This is a genomic window from Pedobacter metabolipauper (assembly GCF_004362715.1).
Classification (GTDB): Bacteria; Bacteroidota; Bacteroidia; order Sphingobacteriales; family Sphingobacteriaceae; genus Pedobacter; species Pedobacter metabolipauper.
On record NZ_SNYC01000003.1, the window covers coordinates 624,416 to 650,020 of the forward strand.

General features: G+C 39.9%; 20 protein-coding genes. 11 read left to right on the plus strand and 9 right to left on the minus strand.

Annotated features, from left to right (window positions below; all coding sequences use genetic code 11):
* Positions 1-112: 112 nt before the first annotated feature.
* Positions 113-1,492, minus strand: a complete 1,380-nt coding sequence (locus ATK78_RS02785; protein ID WP_133574528.1) for an NAD-dependent succinate-semialdehyde dehydrogenase — start codon at positions 1,490-1,492, stop codon at positions 113-115.
* Positions 1,493-1,524: 32 nt separating this feature from the next.
* Complete coding sequence (locus tag ATK78_RS02790) at positions 1,525-1,992, minus strand: DinB family protein (RefSeq protein ID WP_133574529.1); 468 nt, start codon at positions 1,990-1,992, stop codon at positions 1,525-1,527.
* A 117-nt stretch (positions 1,993-2,109) separates the two neighbouring features.
* Here ATK78_RS02790 and ATK78_RS02795 point away from each other — a divergent pair, with 117 nt between their 5' ends.
* The 6 genes from ATK78_RS02795 (at position 2,110) to ATK78_RS02820 (ending at position 10,501) form a co-directional block, all read left to right on the plus strand.
* Positions 2,110-3,630: a malate:quinone oxidoreductase gene (locus tag ATK78_RS02795; protein WP_262712157.1), complete on the plus strand. Its 1,521-nt coding sequence runs from the start codon at positions 2,110-2,112 to the stop codon at positions 3,628-3,630.
* A gap of 348 nt (positions 3,631-3,978) precedes the next feature.
* Positions 3,979-6,408, plus strand: coding sequence for an AsmA family protein (locus ATK78_RS02800; RefSeq protein WP_133574531.1), 2,430 nt, complete (start codon positions 3,979-3,981; stop codon positions 6,406-6,408).
* A gap of 10 nt (positions 6,409-6,418) precedes the next feature.
* A complete protein-coding gene (locus ATK78_RS02805) occupies positions 6,419-6,829 on the plus strand; it encodes an OsmC family protein (protein ID WP_133574532.1) in 411 nt (136 codons plus the stop codon).
* Positions 6,830-7,193: 364 nt separating this feature from the next.
* Positions 7,194-8,222, plus strand: coding sequence for a glutamate 5-kinase (proB, locus tag ATK78_RS02810; protein WP_133574533.1), 1,029 nt, complete (start codon positions 7,194-7,196; stop codon positions 8,220-8,222).
* A gap of 6 nt (positions 8,223-8,228) precedes the next feature.
* Positions 8,229-9,476 carry a glutamate-5-semialdehyde dehydrogenase gene (locus tag ATK78_RS02815; protein ID WP_133574534.1) on the plus strand — a complete coding sequence of 416 codons (1,248 nt, stop codon included), beginning with the start codon at positions 8,229-8,231 and terminating at the stop codon, positions 9,474-9,476.
* Positions 9,473-10,501, plus strand: coding sequence for a LacI family DNA-binding transcriptional regulator (locus tag ATK78_RS02820; RefSeq protein ID WP_133574535.1), 1,029 nt, complete (start codon positions 9,473-9,475; stop codon positions 10,499-10,501). Before ATK78_RS02815 ends, ATK78_RS02820 begins: the two co-directional genes overlap by 4 nt.
* A gap of 210 nt (positions 10,502-10,711) precedes the next feature.
* Here ATK78_RS02820 and ATK78_RS02825 read toward each other — a convergent pair whose 3' ends face one another.
* A complete protein-coding gene (locus tag ATK78_RS02825) occupies positions 10,712-12,445 on the minus strand; it encodes a phospho-sugar mutase (RefSeq protein ID WP_133574536.1) in 1,734 nt (577 codons plus the stop codon).
* Positions 12,446-12,646: 201 nt separating this feature from the next.
* On the opposite strand from ATK78_RS02825, the gene ATK78_RS02830 reads away from it, so the two are divergent.
* Positions 12,647-13,960: an aspartate kinase gene (locus ATK78_RS02830; protein ID WP_133574537.1), complete on the plus strand. Its 1,314-nt coding sequence runs from the start codon at positions 12,647-12,649 to the stop codon at positions 13,958-13,960.
* Positions 13,961-14,164: 204 nt separating this feature from the next.
* Positions 14,165-15,313, plus strand: coding sequence for a diaminopimelate decarboxylase (gene lysA, locus ATK78_RS02835; RefSeq protein WP_133574538.1), 1,149 nt, complete (start codon positions 14,165-14,167; stop codon positions 15,311-15,313).
* A gap of 37 nt (positions 15,314-15,350) precedes the next feature.
* Here lysA and ATK78_RS02840 read toward each other — a convergent pair whose 3' ends face one another.
* Genes ATK78_RS02840 through ATK78_RS02850 form a run of 3 tightly spaced genes read right to left on the minus strand, consistent with a single transcriptional unit; the run spans position 15,351 to position 19,652 of the window.
* Entirely contained in the window at positions 15,351-15,731 is a 381-nt protein-coding gene (locus tag ATK78_RS02840; protein WP_133574539.1) for an SRPBCC domain-containing protein, read from the minus strand.
* On the minus strand, positions 15,718-18,426 hold the full coding sequence (locus ATK78_RS02845) for a DUF3857 domain-containing protein (protein ID WP_133574540.1): 2,709 nt from the start codon (positions 18,424-18,426) through the stop codon (positions 15,718-15,720). The genes ATK78_RS02840 and ATK78_RS02845 overlap by 14 nt, the downstream gene beginning before the upstream one ends.
* Positions 18,427-18,461: 35 nt before the next feature.
* Positions 18,462-19,652, minus strand: a complete 1,191-nt coding sequence (locus ATK78_RS02850) for an acyl-CoA dehydrogenase family protein (protein WP_133574541.1) — start codon at positions 19,650-19,652, stop codon at positions 18,462-18,464.
* 100 nt (positions 19,653-19,752) lie between these two features.
* Here ATK78_RS02850 and ATK78_RS02855 point away from each other — a divergent pair, with 100 nt between their 5' ends.
* Positions 19,753-20,136 carry a dihydroneopterin aldolase gene (locus ATK78_RS02855; RefSeq protein WP_133574542.1) on the plus strand — a complete coding sequence of 128 codons (384 nt, stop codon included), beginning with the start codon at positions 19,753-19,755 and terminating at the stop codon, positions 20,134-20,136.
* A gap of 132 nt (positions 20,137-20,268) precedes the next feature.
* Positions 20,269-21,669, plus strand: coding sequence for an FAD-binding oxidoreductase (locus ATK78_RS02860; protein WP_133574543.1), 1,401 nt, complete (start codon positions 20,269-20,271; stop codon positions 21,667-21,669).
* A gap of 174 nt (positions 21,670-21,843) precedes the next feature.
* Here ATK78_RS02860 and ATK78_RS02865 read toward each other — a convergent pair whose 3' ends face one another.
* Positions 21,844-22,332: an acyl-CoA thioesterase gene (locus tag ATK78_RS02865; RefSeq protein WP_133574544.1), complete on the minus strand. Its 489-nt coding sequence runs from the start codon at positions 22,330-22,332 to the stop codon at positions 21,844-21,846.
* Between the two features lie 144 nt (positions 22,333-22,476).
* Here ATK78_RS02865 and ATK78_RS02870 point away from each other — a divergent pair, with 144 nt between their 5' ends.
* A complete protein-coding gene (locus ATK78_RS02870) occupies positions 22,477-22,842 on the plus strand; it encodes an Hsp20/alpha crystallin family protein (protein WP_394346932.1) in 366 nt (121 codons plus the stop codon).
* Between the two features lie 365 nt (positions 22,843-23,207).
* Here ATK78_RS02870 and ATK78_RS02875 read toward each other — a convergent pair whose 3' ends face one another.
* Together ATK78_RS02875 and ctlX are read right to left on the minus strand one after the other, a co-directional pair.
* Complete coding sequence (locus ATK78_RS02875; protein WP_133574546.1) at positions 23,208-24,599, minus strand: arginine decarboxylase; 1,392 nt, start codon at positions 24,597-24,599, stop codon at positions 23,208-23,210.
* 91 nt (positions 24,600-24,690) lie between these two features.
* Positions 24,691-25,602, minus strand: coding sequence for a citrulline utilization hydrolase CtlX (gene ctlX / locus ATK78_RS02880; protein WP_133574547.1), 912 nt, complete (start codon positions 25,600-25,602; stop codon positions 24,691-24,693).
* Positions 25,603-25,605 lie beyond the last annotated feature (3 nt).

Here is a 25,605-nt window from a genome sequence, read left to right on the forward strand (position 1 = left end):
ATTGGTTGTTTAAAGTTGCTGTATCGTTCGTCCATGACGAGATAAGGGTTAACTGAGATACGGCTTAATTGATGCGACGTCGGCTAATATCATAGCTTATTTGGCATTATCGCTATTTAATGAATACCGTTTTGATATTTACAAACTCGCGGATCCCGAACATTCCCAATTCTCTGCCATATCCGGATTGGTTGATTCCTCCAAAAGGTAATCTTGGATCTGATTTGACCAGTGTATTTACAAAGCATGACCCTGCATTTAGTTGGTTGCGTGCTATTTCTTCGCCGCCTGAACCATCCCTGGTAAATACGGCAGCACCCAGTCCGAAATTGGTATCATTTGCAATTTTTATCGCTTCATTGGTATTCTTTGCCGTAATCAATAATGCTACTGGCCCAAAGAGCTCTTCGGTGTAAGCGGGCATTCCTTTTTTAATTCCTGTTAAGATGGTAGGGGTATAGAACGCGTGACTGCCGTTAAATTTCGGGATCAGGCCGCCAAGAATGCATTGTGCACCTGCTTTAATATTTTGCTGTACTTGTTCATGGAGCTCGTCCCTCAGATCGATGCGTGACATAGGGCCAAGGTCTGTAGCAGGATCAAACGGATCTCCGGTAATCTTTTCTGCCATTTTTGCCTTAAATAGCCTGGTGAACTCTTTCTCTACCTTTTTAACTACAATAAATCTTTTCGCGGCAATACAGCTTTGTCCGTTATTGATCAGCCTGCTTTGTGCACATATTTCAGCAGCACTTTCCAGATCTGCATCTTCCAGTATGATATAGGGATCACTGCCGCCAAGTTCCAATACCGTTTTTTTAAGCAGTTGTCCGGCTTGCTGCGCCACCTGGATGCCGGCTTCCGTACTTCCTGTAAGGGTTACGGCTTTAACAAGCGGATGTGCTATAACCTGCTTAACAGATTTGCTGCCAATTAACAGTACCTGGAATACGTGTTTTGGAAATCCGGCTTCTATTAAGATCTTTTCAACAGCAAGGGCGCAGCCGCTTACACTGGATGCATGCTTAAGCAGCGCACAGTTACCAGCCATCAGGGCAGGGGCAAGGAACCTGAACAGTTGCCAGAAGGGAAAGTTCCAGGGCATAATTGCCAGAACAACACCCAGCGGCTGAAAGCTTACATAGCTCTTGCTGGCATCTGTTTCAATCTGTTCATCTTTCAGAAAGGTCTTTGCATTTTCGGCGTAATATTCACAAACAGCTGCACATTTTTCTACTTCAGTCCGTCCGTCTTTAAGTGGTTTACCCATTTCTGAGGCCATCAATACGGCTAGTTCATCTTTTCGTTTTCTGAGGATGCCTGCTGCATTGATTAACAGTATAGCTCTTTCGGTTTCTACAGAAGTTTCTTTATGCCACTTTAGCCATGCTGCATGTGTATTTTCTATTTTATTAAGGATTTGGGAGGAAGAATCTTCTGAATACTTTTTTAATAGCTTGCCGTTGGCCGGATTTATAGACTGGATGCTCATTTTAGAAATTATATGTTGTTACAACAAATAAACTATACCAATCGTTTTAAAGCCATGATATATCCCATATGCATTCCATCATGAAAAGGTAAAAAGTTTACTGCATCATGAATAGACTTCATTTCTACACCATACCGGGTTGCCCATGGCATATAATTTTCGAAATGATTGGTTTGAAGATCTTTTTCCAGCTGATCAAATGAACCTAATAACAAAGATTTAATGGTATCGATGTCGCCAGCTGTAACTTCAGCTTCTGGTTTACTTCCGGGTTTGTAGGAATTGTAAAATGCTTCAGAAATGTTGGTTGATTTGCCGGCCCTTAAATAGCAAACACCTTCCTGGGCGGCTATCATATGTGCAATGTTCCAAATGATATTATTGTTATATCCGGCAGGAACCTTATTTAACTGATCAACGGTTAAATCTTTGATAATATTGAGGCAAAAAGTCCTGGTTATTTTTAATGTATTGATCTGTGTGAACGGTGTAATACTCATTATTTTAAGGTAATTATTAAAAACTAATTAGAAAAAAGAGCGGTTATGTTAATTAAGCGCAATATAATTAAATCATATCTGCTCTTTAGGTATAAAAATTAATCTTTAATCGTACTTTTGCAAAAAATTTCACGAATGACCGCTAAAAATATTAATTCAGATAAGGCTACAGATGTTGTATTGATTGGTGCTGGTATTATGAGCGCAACTTTAGGTGTTTTACTTAAAGAACTGGAGCCTGATATTAGTGTTCAAATTTTTGAGCGGTTGGATGTGGTTGCTGCAGAAAGCTCTGATGCCTGGAATAATGCAGGAACCGGTCACTCTGCCTTTTGTGAATTGAATTATACTCCACAGCTTCCGGACGGTTCTGTAGAAACTAAAAAGGCTGTGGCAATTGCGGAGTCTTTTGAGGTTTCTAAACAGTTTTGGTCTTTTTTAGTTCAGAATAAGATCATCGATAGTCCGGAGAACTTTATTAAAAGCATTCCGCACATGAGCTTTGTTTGGGGTGCAGATAATGTGGCATTTTTAAAGAAAAGATACGATAAGCTTCAGGAATGTGATCTTTTTAAAGGGATGGACTATTCTGAAGATCCTGCCCAGCTGGAAAAATGGATGCCGCTTGTAATGGCAGACCGTGATCCTTCTGAAAAGGTTGCTGCAACGCGGATGGATTTGGGTACAGACGTTAACTTTGGATCATTAACCCGGAAGATGTTTAACCACCTTCAGGAAATGGACCATGTGAACCTCCATTTTGCACATGAAGTGCGTAAGCTTAAACAGAAAGACGGCCTCTGGGAAATTAAAGTTAAGGATGAGACCACTGGTAAAAAGCGGATCATCAAAGCCAGGTTTGTATTTATTGGTGCTGGTGGCGGCTCTTTGCCGCTTCTTGAGAAATCTGATATACCTGAAGGCAAGGGTTTTGGTGGTTTTCCGGTTAGCGGACAATGGCTTAAATGTACAAATCCGGCAGTTATTGAAAAACACAATGCCAAGGTATATGGTAAAGCCTCAGTAGGCGCACCGCCAATGTCGGTTCCTCACCTGGATACCCGGATGATTGACGGTAAAAAAGCGTTGCTGTTTGGGCCATATGCTGGTTTCTCTACCCGTTTTCTGAAACATGGTTCCCTGCTGGACCTGCCGCTTTCTATTAAAGTGAATAACATCAGACCGATGATTGCTGCCGGTTTAGACAATTTACCGCTTACCAAATATTTGATTGATCAGGTTAGACAATCTCCGGAGGACCGGATGGCTGCCTTAAGGGAATATCTGCCTACAGCACGTATGGAAGACTGGGAACTCGAAACCGCCGGTCAGCGCGTTCAGGTTATTAAAAAACATGAAGAACATGGCGGTATCCTTGAGTTTGGTACTGAGGTGGTTACTGCCGCTGATGGTTCTATTGCAGCCTTGCTTGGTGCATCACCAGGGGCATCAACCGCTGTATCTATCATGCTTACGTTGATGGAGCGTTGTTTTAGTGATTATGTTAAAACCCCAAAATGGCAGGAAAAACTAAAAGAGATGATTCCTACCTATGGTAAATCATTGAGCAATGATCCTGAATTGACTGAAAAGGTAAGAACGGAGACTACTGCTGCATTAAAGCTAAAAATGGCATAATACAAGTAAACATTTTCGATCTTTTCCATATTATTGAGGTATTAACTCAATAATAAAAAGATGAATTCAGTAAAAGCGTATGCTGCGCAAAAATCGAATAAGCCCTTCGCGCCTTGCCTGTTGCCTTTCGGGGATTGTCGTTATCGTTATATCGGCAAAACTACGATTTATAGCGGTGGTCTTATATTGAACTTATAAAGGGTGATGCGTTTTGCATCACCCTTTATAAGTTATAGTTAGCGATTCAACTATTTATATGTACATTTCGTTTATATTGATTAAATTGTCTTTAATTGGCATACGGATTGATTCATTCGATTTAACGCCATACACCTAACCCAGAAACACATGCCACGTTGGTCCAGGATCATTCTTAAAATACTCGGTGTTTTCATTGCCCTAATTTTAGTCGTTTTTATTGCTGCTGCGATCTATGTTAATGTCAATAAGAAAAGCTTACTGGCAACCATCACTGAAAAGTTAAATCAGAATTTAAATGGAACCTTAACCATTGGAAGTATGGATCCTACGTTCTTAAGCGGGTTTCCAGGTGTTTCTTTGCGGCTCAATAATGTAGTGATGCACGATAGCTTGTGGACAGTACACCGCCATCCTTTGCTGGAGGCTAAAGATCTTGAGGTTTCTGTAAATACACTGGCACTATTAACCGGTACCATTGAAATTAAAAAGATTGGCATCAATAAAGCACAGATTTACCTGTTTACCGATAGTAATGGCTACACCAATACGTCCATCTTCCGGAAAAAGAAGAAAACTGCTTCTCCCCAGGAAGAGGATGGTGATTCTGGTTTGGAAGTTGGCCGGTTTGCATTGGATGATGTTAACTTTGTGGTGGACAATAAAAAGGGCCATAAGTTATTCCAGTTTGCTATTGATCATCTTAAAGGAACAGCAGATTATTCCTGGTCGGACTGGGAGGCTGACATCCAGCTTAAAATGCTGGTAAAAAGCCTAGCATTTAATACCAGAAGGGGTAGTTTTATTAAAGACAAAGTACTGGAAGGTCCATTTAAGATTACCTATACCGATAAAACCGGAGTTATTGATGTGGCTCCAAATAAGCTGAAAATTGGTCCTGATCCTTTTACTATCGGTGCAAAGTTTGACACCTCTAAAGAGCATACCGATTTTGCTATAAATATTGAAGTGAACGAAATTGCCTGGAAGAATGCAGCGAACTTGCTTGCACCTAACATCAGCTCTAAGCTGAATATGTTCAACTTCGAAAAACCCATTAAGGTAAATTGTACCATTGCCGGCAATATGGGTCCGGGTGGTGATCCGGCCATCAATGTAAAAGCAATTGTTAAGGACAATGTATTGACTACACCTGGCGGTAAAGTTGATCAGTGTAATTTTGCAGGGGTATTTACCAATAACTTCATTGCTGGAAAGGGGCATACTGATCAGAATTCTGCAGTAAAATTGTATGGCTTTAAAGGACAATATGAGCAAATGCCATTTTCTATTGATACGGCTTCTATCCATAACCTTGAAAAGCCAATTGCTACCGGTGTTTTTAAATCTAAGTTTGACATTGCAAGTCTTAATAAAGTGATTGGTGAGGATGTATTACAGTTTGTAAAAGGTACTGCAGATGTGAAACTTGCTTATAAGGCAGACATTGTAGATTTTAAACTGACCAAGCCTTATGTTACCGGAATTGTAGACATTAAGAATGCGGATGTAAACTATGTTCCAAGGAAACTAAAGTTTACGAATACAAACATCTCCCTGAATTTTACAGATCATGATCTGTTCATTAAAAATATCCGGCTCCAAAGTGGTAAAAGCATTGTTTATATGGATGGAACCATCCGTAATTTCTTAAACTCTTATTATACTGCACCAGAGAAAGTTTTGCTGAGCTGGAAGATTAGAAGTCCGCAGTTGCACCTGGGTGAATTCTTCGGGTTTTTAGGCTCCAGGCAAACGACTAAAAAAAGGAAGTCTGCCAAGACAAACTTTTCTGATGACCTGGATGCGGTCTTTGAAAAAAGTCAGGTAGACATGCACCTGAAAGTGGATAAAGTATATTACAATAAATTTTTGGCTACTGATGCCATGGCTGATCTGTACTTAACTGAAAAGGGGATAGCGATTAAAAACGTTAGTGTTAAACATGCTGGTGGTTTGCTTAAACTAAATGGTACGATTTCTCAAAAGGGCAATGTAAACCGGTTCGATCTGAACACCACCATCAGCAATGTAGATATTAAGCATTTCTTTTACTCATTTGATAACTTCGGATTAAAGACTTTGACTTCAAAAAATATTACCGGCTTCCTGTTTTCAAAAACAAACATCTCTGGAGGCATTAATAACCAGGGTAAACTGCTTCCAAACTCTTTAAACGGCAGTATTATATTTGACCTGAAGAAAGGGGCCTTACTCAATTTTGAACCCATTCAGAGTGTCGGCAAGTTTGCCTTTCCATTCAGAGATCTAAATAACATCATGTTTACAAACTTAAATGGTAAGTTTGATGTACGCGGACAAAAGATTACCATTAATCCGATGCAAATTAATTCGAGCTTATTAAACATGGATATTGCTGGTGTTTATTCCATGTCCACCGGAACAAATATCGCATTGGATGTTCCGCTCCGCAATCCGAAGAAGGATGAAGATATTACCGATAAGAAAGAAATTAGTGACCGCAGAATGAAGGGCATTGTGCTTCATTTACTGGCAACCGATGGGGAGGATGGGAAGATTAAAATTAAATTGAACCGTAACCGGGAGAAAACTAAATAAAATAAAAAATATGAAACGTAACGCAACAGCCATTTGGAATGGCACCATTAAAGAAGGATCTGGGAATTTAACTACCGACAGCAAAGTTCTGGACCACACCCAATATTCTTTTAACAGCAGGTTTGCTGATGGAATTGGTACAAACCCTGAAGAACTAATGGCTGCCGCCCATGCCGGATGTTTTACCATGAAATTGAGCCTTGACCTTACTGAAGCCGGCTTTACACCAACCTCATTAGAAACCAAAGGAACTGTTTCTTTGGATAATGGTGTAATTACCAGTTCTCATCTCGAATTAAAAGCAGATATTCCAGGAATTGAAGAAGATCAGTTTCAGGAAATTGCTGCCGGTGCTAAAGCAAATTGTCCGGTTAGTAAAGCTTATAGTGTTGACATTAGTCTTACCGCTACATTGGTATAGTTGATTGATTTGTAAAAATCGTCTAATCAAGATTTATCATTGAATAATCTCCGAAGACCTCTGTGTTGCTACAGGATTTTTCGGAGATTTCTTTTTGATGTAATTCCTGCCCGATCCAGTTTTAATATCCACTATTTTCTTGCTTTGATCAACTTCCTCAGCAATCAGTTTCATTGACATTATACCATCATATTCCTAAAAGTTTTAACTATTCTGTTATTGCAGCAGGTGATTTGTCGCCATGCATTAAAAAAAACATAAATATTCTTTATTAAATTATTTTTTGTAAAAACATGTTCTTAATAACGGGTTAATTTATTTATTTTAGGATTTTAATACCAGCTATCATACGTTCCAAATATAAATGTCTAAATCTATACTTGTTTTAAAATTGGGCTCAGCCTCCATCACGACGCCGCAGGGCGAAATTGATGAGGCCATTATAGCTGATATTACCAGGCAGGTTTCTGCGCTGGCTGCTGATCATCACCTCATACTTGTTTCTTCCGGTGCCGTTGCTGCAGGAAAAAAATTCATTACCAATTATAAAGGCAAGATGGCCGAACGTAAGGCCGCTGCAGCTATTGGAAATCCATTGCTTTTAAATACCTATTCCAAACATTTTAAACCTTACCATATTTCTATTGCCCAAAGTTTGTGCGAACGTCAGCATTTCTCTAACCGGATGCAGTTTCTACAGCTCAAAGAGACCTATGAAGAACTATGGAAAAATGGCATTATACCTATTGCCAATGAAAATGATGTGGTTAGTAATGTAGAGCTGAAGTTTTCTGACAATGATGAGCTGGCTACCTTACTGGGTGTGGGCTTTGGGGCTTCACTGATTTTGTTAGGCACTTCGGTTCCAGGAGTTTTGGATAAAGAAGGGAATGTGATCCCGAACATCGCATCGATCAACAATGATATCTTTTCATTAGCCAATAAGAACACGTCGGAAGTGGGGTTGGGAGGGATGACCTCAAAGTTGACTTTCGCGCACCTGGCATCCTCCATGGGTATTAAAGTTGTTATATTTGGTATTCGTACTCCTGATGGAATACTAAAAGCAGTTTTGGAAGAAACCGGAACGGTGTGCGAACCCAGAAAGTGTTCTATATCTTCAAGAAACAAATGGCTGGCCAGCGGGAGTTTGGTTACCGGGCGGCTGATGGTTGATGAGGGTGCATGCGAAGCCATCAGAAATAGAAAAAGTCTGCTTGCTGTGGGTGTTCTTTCCATTGAAGCAGATTTTTCAAGCGGAGAGATCTTTGAGATCATCAACGGACAAAATAACATAGTGGCCGTAGCAAGGGCTAAAGCATCGTCTGCTTTAATTCATTCTAAAGCCCATAACCTCGAAATAGCGAATGCCAATGATATTGTTGTTTTATAACCCATCATGAGTAGTATAGAGAATCAATTTATAGCTGCACAGCATGCCCGTAGTTCAATTGCCATGCTTAGTCCTGAGGCTAAGCAAAAGGTGATTTTAGATCTTGCGGCCATTTTAGTTCAGCATACGGATGATATTATTGCAGAGAATTTAAAGGACCTGCAAAAGATGGGTGATGCCGATCCTAAAAAAGACAGACTTTTACTGAACAGCAAACGGATTGAGGATATAGCCGGCAGCCTGGAAGAGATTGCAGCACTTCCCGATCCTACAAACCGTATTCTTTCAGAAAATACTTTAAGTAACGGATTGTATATCCAAAAGAAAACAGTTCCATTGGGTGTGGTAGCCGTGATCTATGAATCGAGGCCCAATGTAACGCTGGACGTAACGGCACTTTGCCTGAGGTCTGGAAATGTATGCTTACTGAGAGGTGGACAGGATGCCGGGCACACCAATTTATTCCTGGTTTCTCTGATTCAAAAAGTACTGCTTGCTAACGGACTGGATATTCATGCCGTGCAGCAGCTCCCTGCAGATAGAAAGTATATGACAGAGATTCTGACCGCAGAAAAATATATCGATGTTATTATACCAAGGGGTTCTAATGAACTGATTCGCTTTGTGCGTGAGCATGCTTTAGTTCCGGTAATAGAAACGGGCGCAGGGGTATGCCATACGTATGTGGAGCAATCTGCCGATCTGGATCTGGCCGCTGCAGTTGTGCAGAATGCCAAGGTATCACGCCCATCGGTATGCAACGCCTTAGACACCATTTTGGTTGATCGTAGCGTAAGTGCTGCTTTTTTAGTAAAACTCGCTCCATTGTTATTGGAATACAACGTAGAGATCTTTGCCGATGCTGAAGCGCATCAGACACTTAAGGATGTTGATTATCCGCTTCTAAATCTTGCTGCTGCTGAAGATTATGGACGTGAGTTTTTAGATCTTAAATGCTCTGTAAAGGTTGTTGACGGAATTGATATGGCTTTGGCACACATTGCTTTGTTCTCTTCCAGACATTCTGAAGCGATCATCAGCACCGATCCTGAAAAGCAGGAAGCCTTTTTAAACCAGGTGGATGCTGCAGTAGTTTATTTAAATGCATCAACGCGCTTTACAGACGGACAAGTGTTCGGTCTTGGGGCCGAAATAGGAATATCAACTCAGAAACTTCATGCAAGGGGCCCCTTTGCATTGGAAAAACTAGTTACAGAAAAATGGATAGTAAAAGGTAACGGACAAACCAGATGAAACCACCATCAATAAAAGACATTGCAAATAAGGCCAATGTATCTATCACTACGGTCTCTTTCATATTAAACGGCAAGGCAGAAAATATGCGGATCAGCAAAGCCGTCATAGAAAAAGTAAATGCCATTATTAAAGAAATAGGATTTAAGCCCAACCAGGTTGCACGCAGTTTAAGGACAGGAAACACCAAAACCATCGGTCTGCTGGTAGAGGATATCTCCAATCCTTTTTTTGCGAGTATTGCGAGGAAGATCGAAGATAAAGCGTATAAAAAAGGATATAAAATTAGCTATTCCAGTACGGAAAATGATGTTTCTAAAGCCAAAGACCTGATCGAGATGTTTAAATCGAGGAAAGTTGATGCGTACATTATTGCACCCGTTCCGGGCATCGAAGATGATATCAGACAATTACAGGCTGATGGGATCCCAGTAGTTATCTTTGACCGCCATATTCCTGATCTTGAAGTAAATTGTGTTGTGGTAGACAATTACAAGGGTACTTTTGAAGCTACTGATTACCTGATTGAACGCGGTAAGAAAAATATTGGCTTTGTTACGGTTAATGTTCAGGTTGCTGAGATGAAAGACCGTTTACTGGGCTACCAAAAGGCTCTGGAACAACACAATATTGAATTTGATGCAAGCTTATATACTGAAGTCCCTTTTGACAGCAGTGATCTGAATACGAATGCTCAGCTGGCTTTGTTATTTAAGGAAAACCCACAGATGGATGCCGTTCTGTTTTCTACCAACTACCTGGCCATTAAAGGACTGGGAACTTTAAAGGAAATAGGGAAGTTGATGAATGATGATTTCTGTGTAGTTGCCTATGATGATCATGATGTTTTTAAACTGCACACTCCGCCAATTAGTGTGGTAGACCAGCCCATTGAAGAGATTGCAGAACGGGTTATTGATATTCTTTTACAGGAACTCTCTAAAGTAAACTATGGACCAGCATTGAATGTTAAAACCAATGAAGTACAAAAGGTGATTTTACTGCCCAAGTTTATTGTCAGATAATTCTAACGTTTAAGCCGAGATCGATCTATCGTCAAAGCCCGGTCCATTTTACTGTAATTATAATTCGTTAGGATTTGTACAAGAAAGTCCGGATATAGATCAGGACATTTGGATAATGATTGGGCTCAATAAAAAAATTCCGGTCAACTTAGATGAATATCTGGAAGCAGACCGGAACTTTTAATATATTGTTAAGGTTGTTTAGCGGTATTAAACTTCTAAATCGCCAATTATTCCTTTAATTTTTGCGCCTAATGCCGCATCTGTTTCTTTAAAAGAGGCTCTGTCTTTTAATGGCGCATTTACACTGCAGTAAAATTTGATCTTCGGCTCAGTTCCAGATGGTCTGGCTGAAATGATGCTGCCATCTTCCGTAATAAACTGCAATACGTCAGACTTCGGCAATTCTAGTGCTGACTTTTCGCCTGAAGCCATATCGGTTTCAAAGCCCAGTTCATAGTCTTTTAGGGTTGCTATCTTAGATCCGCCAAGTGTAGCCGGAGGGTTTACCCTGAATTTTTCCATCATGGCTTTGATCTCTTCCGCACCTGTCTTTCCTTTTTTAGTGATCGAAACCAGTTCTTCTTTATATAGGCCATACTCTACATACATGTCTAATAAGGCATCGTACAAGCTGCTTCCTTTATCTTTATAGAATGCAGTCATTTCTGCAATGAATGCACAAGAAACAATCGCATCTTTATCTCTAACCAATTCGCCAATCAGGTAACCGTAGCTTTCTTCACCACCGCCGATGAAGGTTTTCTTGCCTTGTAGTTCGGTCATCAATTTTCCGATCCATTTAAAGCCGGTAAGGGTATTATAAAAAGTAACGTTTTTGGCTGTCGCAATGGCTTCAATCAAGTTTGACGTTACAATGGTTTTCACGATATACTGATCGCCGGTTAACTTGCCTTTTTCTTCCCAGGCACTTAGCAGGTAATTGATTAGTAAGCTGCCGGTTTGGTTTCCGTTTAGCAATACAAATTCGCCATCGTTATTTTTAACAGCGATACCTACACGATCGGCATCCGGATCTGTAGCCAGTACCAGGTCGGCATCAATTTCCTGAGCTTTTTTTAATGCAAGCGTCAATGCTTCTTTTTCTTCCGGATTTGGATAGACTACCGTTGGGAAATTACCATCTGGTGTACTTTGTTCTTCAACCAGGGTAAGGTTGGTAAAGCCAAATTGCGCCAGTGCTTTTGGAACCAGTGTAATTCCGGTACCATGAATGGGAGAGTATACGATCTTAAGATCTTTCTGACGGGCAATCGCTTCAGGAGAAACAGACAGCTCAGTGATCTTGTCCAAATATAATTGATCAATTTTCTCGGCAATCAGTTCAATATTATCCTTAACGCCATTAAAGTTTACCGCGTCTATGCTTTTAATTGCGGCCACTTCATCCATTACCATCACGTCATCAGGCGCTGTAAATTGACCGCCATCAGCACCATATGCTTTATAACCATTATATTCTTTCGGATTGTGAGATGCGGTAAGCATAACCCCACTGCGGCATCCCAGTTCACGAATGGCGAAAGACAATTCTGGTGTTGGTCTGAGTGCGCTAAAGAAATACACATATATTCCATTGGCAGAGAACACATCGGCTGTAATGCCAGCAAAATAATCTGAATTGTTCCTGCTGTCATGTGCAATGGCTACTTTGATCTCTTCGCCCGGATATTTCTTGATCAGGTAATTTGCAAGTCCCTGTGTGGCGGTACCAATGGTATATTTATTGATCCTGTTAGATCCTGCGCCCATAATGCCTCGTAAACCACCTGTACCAAACTCCAGGTTTCTGTAAAAAGAGTCTGTAAGTTCTGTAAAAGCTTCTTTATCTAATAAAGACTGGATCTCTTCTTTGGTTTGCTGGTCATAATTTCCGTTAAGCCATTCATTGATAGTGGCTAACGTGGACGTTTCTAATTGCATATGATGTATGTGTATTTTTTAAATCAGTTAATGGAACAAATAAATTGCCGTGAAGTTTTGAATACGGTTGCTATTTCTTTAATTTCACGGCCTAATATAAGTATATTAACAATTTGAATAAAATTATTAATCCTTAATAATTGGATCATTTTATAACCACAAGACCTTTAATGGTTTTACAACAATTAAATAATTAAACGAATGAAGATATTAAAGTTTGGAGGAACTTCTGTAGGAAGCCCTGAGCGGATGAAAAAATTGCTGGATATCATTAATCCGGCAGAAGAACAAATTGTAGTGTTATCGGCTGTTTCCGGTACCACCAATAGTTTAGTAGAAATTTCAGCCAAACTTTTAAAGGAAGATAAGCAGGCCGCACAGGAACTTATTGAAGCACTTCATTTAAAATACAATGACTTTGTTGCTGAGCTTTTGCCAGAGGCCGAATTTAGGGAACAAGGACAGGAAGTGGTAGATTATCATTTTAAATTTCTTGCCGGATTAACCAACGACCTGTTTACACCGATTGAAGAGAAGGTTGTATTGGCACAGGGTGAATTGTTATCTACCACTTTATATCACATCTACCTTAAATCTATAGGTGTTCCGTCGGTTTTACTTCCTGCGCTTGATTTTATGAAGATCGATGAAGACAATGAGCCTGATGTTCCTTATGCAACAACACATCTGCAGCCTTTACTGGATCAGCATAAAGACAATAAACTGTTCATTACACAGGGTTTCATTTGTCGCAACAGCTTTGGTGAGGTTGATAACTTAAGACGTGGTGGAAGCGATTATACCGCTTCATTGGTTGGTGCTGCAATATTAGCTGAAGAAGTTCAGATCTGGACGGACATTGACGGCATGCACAACAACGACCCGCGCATTGTAAAAGGTACAAAGCCCATTGCGCAATTGTCTTTTGATGAGGCTGCTGAGCTTGCTTATTTTGGGGCCAAGATCCTGCATCCGCAATCCGTTTTTCCGGCACAGAAATACAAGATCCCGGTACGTTTATTAAATACGATGGAGCCCCAGGCTGCCGGCACGGTAATCTCCACTGAAAGTGAAAAAGGTAAGATTAAGTCTATCGCTGCTAAAGACGGTATCACTGCAATTAAGATCCAGTCCAGCAGAATGCTGCTTGCCTACGGGTTTTTAAGAAAGGTGTTCGAGATCTTTGAACGTTATAAAACGCCAATTGATATGATCACTACCTCTGAGGTAGCGGTTTCTGTAACGATTGATTACCTGGATAACCTGGATAAGATTGTGGAAGAACTGCATGCTTTTGGTTCTGTAGATATTGACACCAACCAATCTATTGTTTGTGTGGTTGGTGACTTCAGTGCAGAGAAACATGGTTATGCGGCACGGGTACTGGATTCGATCAAACATATTCCAATCCGGATGATCTCTTACGGTGGCAGCAGTTACAACATTTCTCTTTTGATCAATACGGAAGATAAAACGGAAGCTTTAAAGAGTTTGCACAACCGCCTGTTTGAATAGCATACTTTGTTTGAACAGATGCTGGATCACTTTTTTCTGATCCACACAAAAATACCAATGCAGATAAAGATGAGTAGGATGAAGAACCTGATTCTCCGGTCGTACTCTTTCTTACTGATCCTGTTCCTTTTGTAATCGTAATAGTTGCCAAAGTAGATCAGGCTTAAAAAAATTAAAAAGAATATAACAAGATATTTAGACATTATGTTTTCTGATAAAGATACCGCGCACTTTGCAAATTTAGAGACTCCTTTTTATTACTATGATCTAAACTTGCTGCAAAAAACTTTAAGCACTTGTGCCGATGCTGCTAAGGTATATAATTTTCATGTGCACTATGCCATGAAAGCAAATTTCAATAACCGGGTGCTGGAGAAAATCCGTGCTACTGGCTTTGGGGCAGATTGTGTAAGCGGGGGCGAAGTGAACAAAGCCGTAGAGATTGGCTTTGAAAAGGGGCAGATTGTTTTTGCTGGCGTTGGTAAATCAGACAAAGAAATTAATGATGCCCTGGATCAGGATATCTTCTGCTTTAATGTAGAGTCTATCCAGGAGCTGGAAATTATTGATGAGCTGGCTGCTAAAAAAGGTAAGAAAACACGTGTTGCTATCCGGATCAATCCAAATGTAGATGCCCATACCCACCATAACATTACTACCGGACTGGATGAGAATAAATTTGGGATTAACTCCTGGGATTTACCTTTATGTGCAGAGACCTTAAAGAAATGTGCAAACCTGGAGTTTATAGGGATCCATTTCCATATCGGATCTCAAATTACCAATCTGGATGTTTACAAGAATCTGTGTGTTCGCGTTAATGAGTTCGCCATTTGGTTTGAAGAGCGTGGGTTTGTAGTTAAGGTGCTAAATGTTGGTGGTGGCTTAGGCATTGATTATCACAACCCTGATGGACAGATCCCTGATTTTCCGGCGTACTTTAAGATCTTCAATGATTTTCTGGAGGTTCGTCCTAACCAGGAGGTTCATTTCGAACTTGGCCGGGCACTGGTTGGACAATGTTCTTCATTGATCAGCAAAGTATTGTATGTTAAGAATGGCAAGAAAAAGAACTTCATCATTCTTGATGCAGGAATGACGGAGCTGATGCGCCCGGCTTTATACCAGGCTTACCATAAAATTGAGAACATTTCTAAGTCTGCAGAAGTTGTTGTAAAGTATGATGTGGTTGGTCCCATCTGCGAAAGTACGGATTGCTTTGGTAAGGAAGTAGAGTTACCTGAAACCCTTCGCGGTGATCTGATTGCCTTGCGCAGTACCGGAGCTTATGGTGAAGTGATGGCTTCACACTATAATTTAAGAGAAAATGTAAATGTGGCTTTCAGTGACTAATTTGAAGAGCGAGAGCGTTAGAGAACGTTAGAGAACGTTACTCTTCAAAAAAGTCCAGCAGGCCTCCTAAATAATGTTCATTTAAACCGGAAGTGAAGTCGTCATAGTCTGCTTCCGGTATATTGGTCTGAACGAATTCCAGCGAAGTTCCTTTTTTATCTTCATGCAGTTTAATGGTTACAATTGACGGTTCATTTTCTTCGCCGAAGTACCATTGCTGAACAATCTTTTTACCATATTCAAATTCCAGGTTTTTTCCGCTGATGTCGCCATCCCAAAATGAGAATTCAGAGCCTGCTTCTTCGGTAAATTCAACATCGGCACCAGTCCACAATTGAATGCTTTGTGCTTTTGTAAGGGCAAGGTATACTTCTTCAGGAGGAGCGGGGATGTAATAATATTTTTTAAACGTTTTCATTGTTGTTTTCTTCTTTTTTGTAATAAGGAACGCGGTTTGCAGGTGGTACATTCGCATTTGCTGCAAAGTTAGCATTATAATGTTTCATTAATGCAATGTGGTATTCGCGTTCCGGGTAGGTAAATACAAAGGTCCCTTTAACACGCACAGATTTTTTCAGGTACTGAATCCATATCATTGTAAATGCAATAGAAAACAGTATAGTCAGTATTAACGTCCAGTAATTTACGGGTTTATCATTAATCTTATTTAAAAACACTTCATCTATGCCGACTGTTAAAATAGAGAAGAACAGATAGAAAATTAAAAAAACACTGTAATGTTTAGGGAAACTTTCCCGACGGTTATAAAACTGTATTAAACATACAATAGCGTAGTTAAACAAAAAAGCGAAGGTTATCAAATATATAACGTAAAGTGTTTTTGCCATGTAGCCCAATGCATTTCCTTTAGCTGATAACTTATTCCACACATTTATGCTGTAAAGACCAATAGATCCAGGTTCAATAAAAATGATTAAAGGAAAGATCGTTACAAAAATCCCCAAAACGATAAGCCATCCGCCAATAGGTCTTGCAGCAGCAATTTTCTCTATATCCATCGATTCTGATTTTTGATAAACCTTTAGAAAGAAAAAGACGAAAATTATAATAAGAAAGAGGGCAGCTGTCAACGTATATGGGTTACTGTTTGTACTTACCTGGTCAAAATCATCAGATATGCCTGCACTTCTGCTTAGCGTGTAGCTCAGATATTCCTTAATTTTCTTATTGTTTTTTACATAAGCTTTAGTTTGAGATCCCTCGATAAAAGGTTTAAGATTTCTGAAGGTATAATTGAAGGTAACGGTTCTGCCCCGGTGAAACTGGTATAGCTCAAAATAATAGTCATCGGTTTCCACTTTTACAGATTCCTTTCCAAAATTGGCATCGTAAGGCATATTTACCGTAATGATCTGTTCTACACTCACAGGATATTTTAAAGACATGGGTGCCAGTCTGTTCTTGGCTGTGATGTTACGCAATTCTGAACTCACCATGTCCCCATAGATGTAAAACTGCTTATCGTCGCCGGCATCATTGTCTACCCAGATGTTGGTAATCTCATAGCTTTCCGTAATTTCTACGGTATTCTTTTCTTCGTCATCAACTATCTTAATTGGATTCTTAACTTCAATGTCCGGGTAATATTTGCCGTAGTATTCCAGGTAATCTTTCTCTATACCGTCAGATCCGGATTCCGCAATTTCACTTCTAATATTATCTGCATAGTTACGTGTATATACAGTGTGTATGGTTAAAGCAGATTTTTTATCGGCAAGCGTATCTGCAATGTTAAAGGTTAAGTTGGATACGACTTTACCTTCGGGCACAACTGCCACTTCTTCAAGTGCATTTACCCCATCTTTCAACACCAGCGCATATCCATAATTTGGAATATAGAGATCGTCAACTGAACCTCTCTGGTAGGACGTAGTCGGGTCTATCCAGGTTTTATAGTTTCCACGGTCTATCGCGACAATAACGTGGTTAAAGATAAATGGACTGGGTAAATAATCTTTGGTTTTAATGGTGGTATAGGTATCGGCATAAGCCATGTAAGCCGGTATGTTCTGTGCTTTAAGCAGCATAACCAATAAGAGCGACTTGTCTTTACAATCACCATAGCGTTGTTTCAATATCTGTTCGGGCGAGTTTGGACGGTGAGAATACGCACCCATTTCAATGCCCATGTAGCGGATCTCGTCTTGTACAAAACGGATGGCCAGCTCCATGTATTTCTTCTCATTGTTGGCCGCCTGTGCTTTCAGTTCGGTTACCTTTTTATCCAATAATGGTGTTTTAAGGTTTGGGTAATCGTTTACTGCAAGACCCCACTTTACGACTTCGTTCCAGCTTTGATATTCTGTAATCTGTGTTTTGCGGATCGGATTATACCAGGAAGGTTCAAAATCTACGATGCGGTGTGTCTTCGTTAACTTTTCTTCCCATTCATAGATCTTTTGATCACCATGTTCTGTTTCTTTGGGCTTCCTGTCAAAATTGAAATTCAAAAAGCGAAGGGATCTTTTCTTCGAAGTGATGAGGTTCATGTACAAATGACCGATGCTGCTGCTGCCTTCAAAATGAAACAGCGAAGCATACTTTTTACCATAGATCGGATTTGTACCTATTACAGTATAGGAATACTCAATTTTATCACCCTTACGTACATCCTCCAGTAACAGAAATGCATCATAGGTGCCACTGTAAATGAACTTTGAAAGGTCCTTTTCATTTTGAAGGATCTTAAATTTACCTTGCTGTAGCTGATCGGAGGGAATATTGTTTCTCCAAAGTGTTATCTTATGAAAAACCAGTTTCTGAAAGCTGGGATCATAGGTTACAGAGATCTGTGATCCATTTTGAACACCGGCATCTGAAACTATTTCACGGATGATATGGGTATAATCCTGGGCAAGCTCTACGTGGTTTTGGTTTTCAAATACAGACAAAAAATAACCATCAGAAATATTTTTGTCTGCCGGCCGGGCACCTTTAATCGATTTATTTACAATCCAGGAGGGCGCGTTTCTGTTGATGGAGAAGTTTTTTCCCTGTCCATAACCTGAAATTATGGACAGGGAAATGAATATAATTGTTAAACGTAATTCTTTAGAACGGTCGATTAATTTAAAGAGCGATTGTAGCAGCATATAGCGGGTTAAGATAATGCCACTAATTTATAAAATTATTTGAAAGCATTTAGTCCGGTAACGTCCATTCCTGTAATTAATAAGTGAATATCATGTGTTCCTTCATAGGTAACTACAGATTCGAGGTTCATCATGTGTCTCATGATCGAATATTCGCCAGTTATTCCCATACCGCCAAGCATTTGGCGGGCGTTCCGCGCAATATCTAAGGCAATTTCTACGCTGTTTCGTTTGGCCATAGAAATTTGTTCTGCGGTAGCGCGGCTTTCACTTTTCAATGCCCCTAATCGCCATACCAATAGTTGTCCTTTGGTAATTTCGGTGATCATTTCTGCCAGTTTTTTCTGCTGCAGCTGAAAGCCACCAATTGGCTTTCCAAATTGGATGCGTTCTTTGGCATAACGGAGTGCCGTATCATAGCAGTCCATGGCTGCGCCTAATGCACCCCAGGCAATTCCGTAACGGGCCTGGTTTAAGCAACCCAGGGGACCTTTTAATCCACTCACTCCAGGAAATATATTTTCTTTAGGAATCTTAACATTATCAAACACAAGTTCGCCGGTTGCAGAAGCCCTGAGGCTCCATTTGTTATGTGTTTCTGGAGTAGTGAATCCTTCCATGCCACGTTCAACCACCATTCCGCGGATCTTTCCTGATTCGTCTTTTGCCCAAACGACAGCGATGTCAGCAAAAGGAGCATTAGAGATCCACATTTTAGCCCCATTGAGTATATAATGACTGCCGTTATCTTTAATATTGGTAACCATGCCGCCTGGATTTGATCCATGATCTGGCTCTGTTAAACCGAAGCAGCCCATCATTTCACCTGTTGCCAGCTTAGGAAGATATTTTTTACGTTGTTCTTCAGAACCGTACGCATAGATGGGGTACATCACCAATGAACCCTGAACAGATGCGGTAGAACGGATCCCGGAATCACCGCGTTCTAATTCCTGCATGATGATGCCATATGCAGTGTAGTCTAATCCGGCACCGCCGTATTCTACCGGAATGGTAGGGCCAAAGGCTCCAATTTCACCAAGACCTTTAATGAGTTGCTTTGGAAATTCTGCACGTTGTGCAAAATCTTCTATGATCGGACTTACTTCTTTTTTTACCCAGTCTCTGGCTGATGACCGGATCAGCTTATGCTCTTCAGATAGTAATTCATCTAATAAATAATAATCAGGAGCTTCGTATACGTCTTTCTTCGCAGATTTGTTCATTGTTTACGCTATATTTGGTGTAGCAATCAGCTGTTCCTTCCAAAGGTAATAATTTAGTGGAATGACTGGTAAAAACCAATCAAAAATATAAATTTGCTTCATGAAAAGCAGTCAGCGCTACGTTCAAACCGTTGCATTAAGAGATGTTAAGTGTTATGCCCTGCATGGCTATTATCCCGAAGAGCAATTAACAGGGATCTATTTTATGGTTGATGTTGTGGTTACCTTTAATCCCGACTGGGATACCGAGAACCTGCAGCGTACCGTAAACTATGAGGTGATCAATACAATTATCCTCGAAGAAATGAAACTTACCCGCAAGATGCTCGAGACGGTTGTTAAAAGCATTCTGGACCGGGTTATTGAAAACTATCCGTTTATTTTAACCGGAGCGGTGGGGATTCGGAAACTCAATCCGCCAATGCCCGGAGAGATTGGCCATTCCTTTGTTCAATTGAGCTATTCGGCAGAGGAGCATAATTAACCATTCATTGATAACAGGAAACTGTTTTGATTACATTGTAAATTCAATTATTTTTCCTTTACAAATCAATTTTACGCTTATAATACCCTTAAATAAACTTTACCTATCACCCTCAAAGTATCCAGACTAACCATGATGCAGTTCACTAAAATTATCACGGCACATATTGATGAAATAAAGACGGCCATAGGCGCAGAAAACGTATTTATAGATGAGGAATCATTAAATTCCTATAGTCATGATGAAACCGAGGATCTGAAATATTATCCAGAGATAGTGGTTAAACCTGCTGATGCGGCATCTGTATCTGCGTTACTAAAGATCTGCAATACACATCATATTCCGGTTACTCCCCGTGGTGGCGGTACCGGGTTAAGCGGCGCGGCATTGCCAATATATGGCGGCGTTCTGTTATCGATGGAGAGATTTAAAGCGATACTGGATATTGATGTAGAAAATCTGCAGGCTACGGTAGAGCCCGGAGTGATTACGGAAGAATTTATGAATGCAGTTGCTGAAAAAGGATTACTGTATCCGGTTGACCCATCCAGCAAAGGTTCATGTTTTATTGGTGGTAATGTTGCCCATTGTTCTGGCGGTCCGCGGGTGGTAAAATATGGCACAATCCGGGAGTATATTTTAAACCTGGAAGTGGTATTGCCAACAGGCGAGATTATCTGGACAGGTGCCAACACGCTTAAATATGCATCTGGTTATAACCTTACGCAGCTTATGATCGGTTCTGAAGGTACATTGGGTGTAGTAACTAAGATTGTAACCAAGCTGATTCCTAAATCCAGTCACAGTGTATTGATGCTGGCATCGTTCAAAGAAAATGAGCAGGCTTGTGCTGCTGTTTCTGCTATATTCAGAGCTGGGATCACACCTTCAGCTTTGGAATTTATGGAGCGGAAAGGAGTGGAGTGGGTCATTCAATTTGATGACATTAAGTTTGATCTGAAAGATGATGTAAATGCATTTTTAATGATTGAATTTGATGGTGATGATCTGGATGACATCTTTAAGAATTGTGAAAAGGCGAATATTGTACTGGAGCAATTTGAATGTACCGAGGTTCTTTTTGCAGATAGTGCTCAGCAAAAAGAAGATTTATGGAGAATGCGCCGCACGATGGCCGAATCTGTTAAATCTAATTCTGTATATAAGGAAGAAGATACTGTTGTACCCAGGGCTGCGTTGCCGCAACTTATTAATGGGATCAAAGAAATTGGTTCCCGCTATGGCTTTGAAAGTGTATGTTATGGCCATGCCGGCGATGGAAACCTGCATGTAAATATCATCAAGGCAGGGATGAGTGATGAAGACTGGAAGAACAAACTGAAGGATGGTATTGTAGAGATCTTTACCCTTACTGCTGCGCTTGGCGGAACGATTTCTGGTGAACACGGGATTGGCCTGGTTCAAAAAGAATTTATGCCGATCAAATATAGCGAGTTGAATCTAAACCTGATGCGCGGCATAAAATCAGTTTTTGACCCCAGCGGGATCTTAAATCCTGGAAAGATCTTTTAAGCCAATCTTGTTACTAACGCCTATTTGCATATTCATTATTGATTCGGGTATTAGCTTAATCAGATAATACTATCATTTTACATATGATTTACTTAGCGACATTCGATAATAACTTACTATGACAGCTTTTAGAATCTTTTAGTTCTTGCTTTCAGTAGCATAACTAAGATACGATTACTCGGATAGCTGTTCGAATACCATCATCTTATTCCGCTCGTCTGGGGGTATTGGTGATGAATTTTTGCTTTGATAATCAAAAGCAACGCAAACGGTTTTGCCTTTGCTGCAGATCACTTCTTCATTATTTTTCATCTTTACCAGCAAGTATTCCAGATCGAAGCTTGATTTGCCAATTCTTGAGGTACGAACATACATACTGATCTTATCTTCCATAAAAATAGGAGTAATGTAGTCTAACGTAGCGGAAGCGATAATAACCCCTGTCTTTTTCCAATCCCAATGGATGGCGTGCCCCCAGTATTTTGTTCTTGCAATTTCCATGTATGTAAAATAGATGGCATTGTTCACATGACCTAAGGAATCAAAGTCTGCAAATCGGGTCTCAATGTTTGTTTTATACTTAAAACTGTCTAATTGGTTAACTATGTCTGACTTTCTGTCTGTCTCTTTCGGTTTACTGCGCCATAATGTCTTAAATATCATAGAAAATCGGGTTGGTACAAGAGTTGAATAAGTGGTTAGTATACAATTTAAAATTAAAAATAGGAGAACATAACAATGACACTAGTAAAATTTAACAACAGAACCAGGAACACTGCACCTTACTTTAACAACGTATTTGATTCTTTGTTTAGTGAAGCCATAAATAAAAACTTGACGATAAACAAAGTACCGGGTGTTAACATTTTAGAAAGCGAAGCAGATTACAAGATTGAGTTAGCTGCTCCGGGTTTAACCAAAGAAGATTTCCAAATCAACTTAAAAAAAGACACGCTATCTGTATGGGCTGAGAAAAAAACTACAGAGACTGAAGAGAAAAAAGATTATACACGCAAAGAGTTTGATTATTTCTCTTTTGCAAGATCATTCGTATTACCTGAAAGTGTTGATGCTGATAAAATTTCAGCCGAGTATGTTAATGGTATTTTGAACATTAGCATTGGCAAAAAAGAGGCTCCAGCATCACAAAACAAAGAAATTAAAGTTTCATAAGTTTGAGTTTGGTTTATTTTAAGGTGATAAGGGCAATGCCGAAAGGCTTGCCCTTATTTTGTTTTAAGAATATTGGATGGTGATGGTTTAAGAACCATTTTATTTCTGAAAATGAAGGAAGTTGATTTTTAAAAATCTACTTACCTTGATACAAATCAAGGAGATATAATTATCCCTTTATAGTCCTGGATAAATCAGAATCATTGCAGTGATTACAGCAGCTAAATAACTATAACAAGTAATGTTTCTGATGATTACTTAAATGGCTTTGAATTACTTAGGTAGCTTTAGCTATAACAGCTACATTCACAATTACAACCCGGTATTTTTGATTATTACTGGTATAACTGTAGCAATAATTTGACCTAGGTATAACCCAGGATCTTCAATACCTGCTTACTATTTTGCTCTTCTCCAAATACCTCAAAGTTGAATGTCTCATCGCGGTTTCTGCGAATGATCACGTGCTTAGGGCTAGGCAGCAAGCAATGGTGAATACCACCATAACCGCTTAACACTTCCTGATAAGCACCTGTATTAAAGAAACCTAAATACTGTACTTTACGTGTTTTCGGCATAAACACACTGTTCATGTGTGCTTCCTGGTTGTAATAATCCTGGCCATCACAGGTAATACCGCCTAAGTTTACACGTTCATATTCTGCATCCCAGTTGTTGATTGGAAGCAGGATGTATTTTTGGTTCAATGCCCAAACATCAGGCAGGTTGGTAATGAAAGAACCATCCAGCATTAACCATTTCTCCCTGTCGTTCTGTTGTTTACGGCCCAATACTTTATATAGGATACCGGATGCTTCGGCAACGGTATATTTACCAAATTCGGTAATGATATCCGGCTCAACCACGTCGTGCTCTGCACAGATCTCTTTAATCCGTTTTACGATCTCATTAACCATGTATTCGTAATCGAAATCAAATACCAATGAATCCTTAAATGGCATACCACCACCAATATCAAGGGTGTCCAGCTCAGGGTTTATCTTTTTAAACTTGCAATATAAGGTTACATATTTTTCAAGCTCATTCCAGTAATACGGAGAATCGGTAATACCAGAGTTGATGAAGAAGTGCAATAATTTAACCCTGAAATTAGGGTTAGCAGAGATCTTGTTGTTGTAAAAATCAATTACGTCTTCCATACGCACACCCAATCTGGAGGTATAGAATTGTGAATCCGGTTGCTCCTCTGCTGCGATGCGGATACCCAGGTTACAGGGTGTATCCAGTTCTACCTCATCGTCAAACAGGTTAAATTCCTCTTTGTTGTCCAATACAGGGATAATGTTCTTATACCCATCATGAAGCATATCGATGATATATTGTTTGTATTGGTACGTTTTAAAGCCGTTGCAGATTACGGTAATGTCTTTGGTTAAAGATCCTTTTTTCTCCAGGGCTTCAATCATCGGCATATCAAAGGCTGATGACGTTTCTAAGTGGATACCGTTTTTAAGGGCTTCTTCAACAATGTGCTTAAAGTGTGAACTTTTAGTACAATAGCAGTACTTATAATCTCCACGATAATTGTTTTTAATGATTGCCGTTTGAAACAATAGTTTGGCCTGCTGAATCTTTTTGCTGATCATGGGAAGGTAGGTGAAACGCAATGGGGTGCCATAGGTTTCAATCATTTCCATCAGATTTAAGTCTTGAAAATACAACTCATCGTCTATAACGCTGTAACCTTCCTGAGGAAAACCAACACTTAGATCAAGAAATTCGGAGTAACTCTGCATTTATAGTTAAAATAATTTTTGCAAAAATGTAATTTTAAATTGAGAATAGGCGGTATTAAAAGATTTTTTTACTGTCATAAACAGGGATCCTTTAGGCTTTGGGCAAATGTATTTCTGCAAGCATACACCTGGCACTGCCACCGCCATTGGTTTCAATGGTATTTAAGCTTGAATAAACCAGCTTGCAATATTTTCCAAGTGTTTCAATCTGATCTGCTGTTAATACATTAAATGCCTGCTCAGACATCACCAACAGGGCTTCTCCTTTATCATTTTTTACCTGCAGCATATTACCTGCAAAATGGTTCATCTGATCATAACTGATATCAATAATCTCTTTACCGGTATTGCGCAGGCTTTGCAGCGCCTGTTCCCGTTCTATTGGGTTATTGATGCAGTCCGGACAAATTACTGCGAATTTTTCACCAACACACATCATCACGTTGGTGTGGTATATAGGAAAACCTTTTTCATCAACAGCGTGAAACATTACTGCTGTGTAACCGGTACGGATACAAAATTCAGTCAGCAGCTTTTCATCTGTACGAAGTGATAAACAGGCATAAGCTATTTTATGATCACGGTCTAACACCAAACTTCCGGTACCTTCCAGGTAAATATTATCCTGCTCATAGGTACTCATATCGGTAATTTCTGTGATACTAAAATCCCTGCGCAGGGTTTCCAGGATATCTGTTCTGCGCTCTGCACGACGGTTCTCTGAAAACATAGGGTAGAGGATCACCTCTCCATTGTCATGAAAAGAAACCCAGTTGTTTGGAAAGATAGAATCCGGGGTTTCTGGCTGCAGGGTATCATCAACAACGGTAACATCAACGCCGTTACTTTTTAACAGGCTCACAAAATCATCAAATTCTTTTAATGCTAGATTTTGGACACCCGTTTGTGCCGATGCCTGTTGAAATTTATTGTTGCCAGCCGTTTGCTCGTTGAACTTAAAATCAACCGGGCGGATCATTAATATATGATTGGTGGTTTGCATTTC

What these genes read in the sequence shown, in the direction of transcription:
- ATK78_RS02785 (WP_133574528.1), bottom strand. Translation starts at nt 1,492, where the DNA reads ATGAGCATCCAGTCTATAAATCCGGCCAACGGCAAGCTATTAAAAAAG.
- ATK78_RS02790 (WP_133574529.1), bottom strand. Translation starts at nt 1,992, where the DNA reads ATGAGTATTACACCGTTCACACAGATCAATACATTAAAAATAACCAGG.
- ATK78_RS02800 (WP_133574531.1), top strand. Translation starts at nt 3,979, where the DNA reads ATGCCACGTTGGTCCAGGATCATTCTTAAAATACTCGGTGTTTTCATT.
- ATK78_RS02805 (WP_133574532.1), top strand. Translation starts at nt 6,419, where the DNA reads ATGAAACGTAACGCAACAGCCATTTGGAATGGCACCATTAAAGAAGGA.
- proB (WP_133574533.1), top strand. Translation starts at nt 7,194, where the DNA reads ATGTCTAAATCTATACTTGTTTTAAAATTGGGCTCAGCCTCCATCACG.
- ATK78_RS02815 (WP_133574534.1), top strand. Translation starts at nt 8,229, where the DNA reads ATGAGTAGTATAGAGAATCAATTTATAGCTGCACAGCATGCCCGTAGT.
- ATK78_RS02820 (WP_133574535.1), top strand. Translation starts at nt 9,473, where the DNA reads ATGAAACCACCATCAATAAAAGACATTGCAAATAAGGCCAATGTATCT.
- ATK78_RS02825 (WP_133574536.1), bottom strand. Translation starts at nt 12,445, where the DNA reads ATGCAATTAGAAACGTCCACGTTAGCCACTATCAATGAATGGCTTAAC.
- ATK78_RS02830 (WP_133574537.1), top strand. Translation starts at nt 12,647, where the DNA reads ATGAAGATATTAAAGTTTGGAGGAACTTCTGTAGGAAGCCCTGAGCGG.
- lysA (WP_133574538.1), top strand. Translation starts at nt 14,165, where the DNA reads ATGTTTTCTGATAAAGATACCGCGCACTTTGCAAATTTAGAGACTCCT.
- ATK78_RS02840 (WP_133574539.1), bottom strand. Translation starts at nt 15,731, where the DNA reads ATGAAAACGTTTAAAAAATATTATTACATCCCCGCTCCTCCTGAAGAA.
- ATK78_RS02845 (WP_133574540.1), bottom strand. Translation starts at nt 18,426, where the DNA reads ATGCTGCTACAATCGCTCTTTAAATTAATCGACCGTTCTAAAGAATTA.
- ATK78_RS02850 (WP_133574541.1), bottom strand. Translation starts at nt 19,652, where the DNA reads ATGAACAAATCTGCGAAGAAAGACGTATACGAAGCTCCTGATTATTAT.
- ATK78_RS02855 (WP_133574542.1), top strand. Translation starts at nt 19,753, where the DNA reads ATGAAAAGCAGTCAGCGCTACGTTCAAACCGTTGCATTAAGAGATGTT.
- ATK78_RS02860 (WP_133574543.1), top strand. Translation starts at nt 20,269, where the DNA reads ATGATGCAGTTCACTAAAATTATCACGGCACATATTGATGAAATAAAG.
- ATK78_RS02865 (WP_133574544.1), bottom strand. Translation starts at nt 22,332, where the DNA reads ATGATATTTAAGACATTATGGCGCAGTAAACCGAAAGAGACAGACAGA.
- ATK78_RS02875 (WP_133574546.1), bottom strand. Translation starts at nt 24,599, where the DNA reads ATGCAGAGTTACTCCGAATTTCTTGATCTAAGTGTTGGTTTTCCTCAG.
- ctlX (WP_133574547.1), bottom strand. Translation starts at nt 25,602, where the DNA reads ATGCAAACCACCAATCATATATTAATGATCCGCCCGGTTGATTTTAAG.